Here is a 2,991-nt window from a genome sequence, read left to right as displayed (position 1 = left end):
TGAGCTCCTGCCCCGGTCTGAACCGGCACCGTTTCAGCAGCGGAGGGAGCCTGCTGGGCCAGGACTCGGATTGCGGGAAGAACCGGGACGGGTGCTGGAGCGTTCGGGGCTGAGTGGGAGGGCTTGCAGGTCGGACGGTTGCGGCTGGCACGAGCAGGGGCGTCGGGCTCCGAGACGGGTGGAAGCTGGGTGTCGTCGCTGCGGAGATTCTCGAGGCGGTCGCGGTCGGTGTCAGTGACCCAGAATCGGTGCGTCGTACCGCCGACGCGGAACTGCACCGGCACGATGGTGCCGGCCGCCGTCCGGCGTACGAGGTCGTCGAACAAGACGTCGCGCGGCTTGGGCGTGGCGTGGAAGCGGCCGCACCGGCGTACGCCGTCCGGACAGGGGTACACGGCGTGGACGTCGCAGTGCCAGAAGTCCAGGACGCGAAAGCCGGAGACGACGCGCAGGTCACCGGTCTTGGCGATGACATAGGCGGGCAGGCTGTCGCTGCGCGTCCAGTGCGTGTCGTTGCGGCGCGCGTAGTCGGCCCGGTCGGTGTGCCAGGCGGGAGTGATCCCGTTCTTCTCAGCCTTCGCCGCGCGGGCGCGGACGCTGCGGGGCCCTTGCGCGCCGGCCGAGGACAGCTGGACTTCCCATCCGATGCGCAGTCCGTCGGCTCCTTCGACGAGCGTGTCGGTCTGGATCCAACTGCGGCCCACGCTGGTGCGGACCTCGCTGTCGCCGTGGAAGCCTTCTTCGGCCGCGACCCGGAGGATGCGTTCCTGGTAGGCCTTGTGCTCGTCGCTGACAGGGACGATGTGGCGCTCTTCGTCTTCGCGCCGTTCGTGAACGGCCTCGCGCCGCCCATTGGCTCGCAGGCGCAGATACATCGGCGCCTCCACCCCGGCGTCCCGGCACACACCTCCGCATTGCAGGTCTCGCTCAGCGACCGGGACACCGCGGGCGGCGTACATCCGGTCCATGGTGTAGACCGTGTCCCACAGCCCCTCGTATCCCTCGTGTCCCAGGTCATCCTTGGTCAGATCCAAGGAGATGCGCAGCTTCGTGTGCCAGACGATGTTGGCCACCCACCACCACCTTGTCTTCGCGGATTACAGCCCAATCCAAGGTACGGCGCGGCACTGACAACGGGGCATACACAGGACGCAACAGCAAAGGTTCTGGCGGCACTTGGCCAGTTCGTCGTAGCCAGTGCCGTCGAACTTGAAGTGGTCGAGGTCGGAGAGGCTCATGCCGGTCTGGATGCAGTCGCTGGTGACCAGCCGGGCGATGTAGGATCTCGGCGCCGTCGTCCAACGACGGCGCTGTGATCTGGGGCTTCCTGCGACGTCTCACGGCATGTCCGGCCGCTGAGTCTCATGGCCGTGTCCGAATCCTCGGCGGTGGCCACCACCGCAGTCTGCCCTGCCCAGCCTCACGAGCGGACGTCACTTCGTAGGCAGTGCCTTCCCCAGGACCCCACCGATCTCTCTGGATGCCTGCGGGGAGACAAGAAGGCCGACGGCTGACACCCACAGCACAGTACGGACGTAGATCCCGGCCTCGGCCATGCCTGGCAGCGGCAGCATCGGCAGCCACCAACCCGCGGCGGCAAGTACGACCGAAGGCCACACCCGCGCTGCGCCCCGCTTCAACCGATTGGAAAACGGCACATGCTCGGGAGCGTTGGCCAGCAGCAACGTGCGGTCACCCACCAGCAGTGCCTGCATCGCAGCGGTCAGAGACGCCACAACCCGGTCAATGTGTGCGGTCCCGTACGCCGCGGCAATGGCTACCTGGTGGCCACGGAAGACCTCGGCAACGCGCAGCGCTTCTGCCTTCGTTTTCCGGCGCGCGCCCCGAACTCTATACGGCAGTCGCCGTGGAATCGCCAAGGAGTATTCAGCGGAGTTAGCCAGGCCCTCCAGCTCGGCACACCACTGCCGGACGGTACTACGGCTGTGCCAGTCGGACTTGTGCATCTCCATGTCGCCGGCCAACCACATCGTGGCCAGAGCCAGCTCGTCGTAGGGGCGGCAGCGCTGTCCGACCCGCCACTTCGCCCAGGCGGTGACGCCCAAGGCATTGATCACCAAACCCACCAGCAAGGCCATCCAGCCTGCGCCCCAGCCCATGAACAGTGACCGGGGCAGATGGCTGCCGGGAGCACCCTTGGCCGGGATGAGCATCAGAGGCGCCACTGCCAGCGCCAGGAAGATCACCAGCTCCGCGTACGCTGACCCGCGCCCGATAATCAGCCGCCCGAGCTGGTCGATACTGAAATACAACACGACCACCATCACGAGCAGTCCGACGACGAACAGCACACCATCCAAGACGAGCCAGATGGATGACACTCCCGAGGAGGTCGCAAGAAGCGCAATCGCCATACCGAGGATGCTTAGCCACGCTGCCGCCCACGCTGGGCCTTGCACATCAGCCACCCCCACCGCGTACCGGTACCGGCGTGAGGCGCGTCGCACTTCGGCCCGCATCTGCGCGGCCTGCGCGACCGGCAGACGGTCGAACGATTCAAGGTCAGCATCCACCGCAGCACGACACGCCTTGGCAGTACTCAGCCACCGATGATGACTCGAACCGCCATTGACCTTCATGTCCATCACCGCATCGTGGACATCGTCTCAACGGTCACCGTGCCATGGGTGCTGTCAGCCAGCGAGGATGCTCCTTGATCCATTCGCCCATCGTGCCTGACCCGACGCCCCGTGTGGATCACCGTGGGCCGTGTCGTTCACGCCCTGGCGCGGCCTACGGATGAAAGCCCTGACCAGGAGGTCTCACCGCAGCGGCATAAGTGCCACCGTTGTGCCATCAGCGCTGAGACTGTGCCGCGAAATTTGAGACCCCACAGGCGAAGTGGGAGTGTCTAATCAACGGCGGATCTGCTGATCAAGGGAGAGACGCCACGTGAGCGAGACGACGACGGAGCACGAGTCCGTGGAGGAGCCGGCAGGCGATGCGACGCCGTCGGCCGCGTCGGACGAA

Annotated in this window: 2 protein-coding genes; both read right to left on the bottom strand. The window is 66.2% G+C overall.

The features are described 5' to 3' along the window. The coding region (locus ACTWQJ_RS49480; RefSeq protein WP_443312904.1) for a hypothetical protein at positions 1–1,073 on the bottom strand (1,073 nt) is incomplete at its 3' end. Positions 1,074–1,433: 360 nt separating this feature from the next. Further along, complete coding sequence (locus tag ACTWQJ_RS49475) at positions 1,434–2,606, bottom strand: hypothetical protein (RefSeq protein WP_443312903.1); 1,173 nt, start codon at positions 2,604–2,606, stop codon at positions 1,434–1,436. Positions 2,607–2,991: the final 385 nt, after the last annotated feature.

The sequence above is a fragment of the Streptomyces sp. KR55 genome (assembly GCF_052245645.1).
Classification (GTDB): Bacteria; Actinomycetota; Actinomycetes; order Streptomycetales; family Streptomycetaceae; genus Streptomyces; species Streptomyces flavusporus.
Note: the sequence above shows the minus strand (reverse complement) of the source record. Positions and strands in the feature narration are given on the sequence as shown.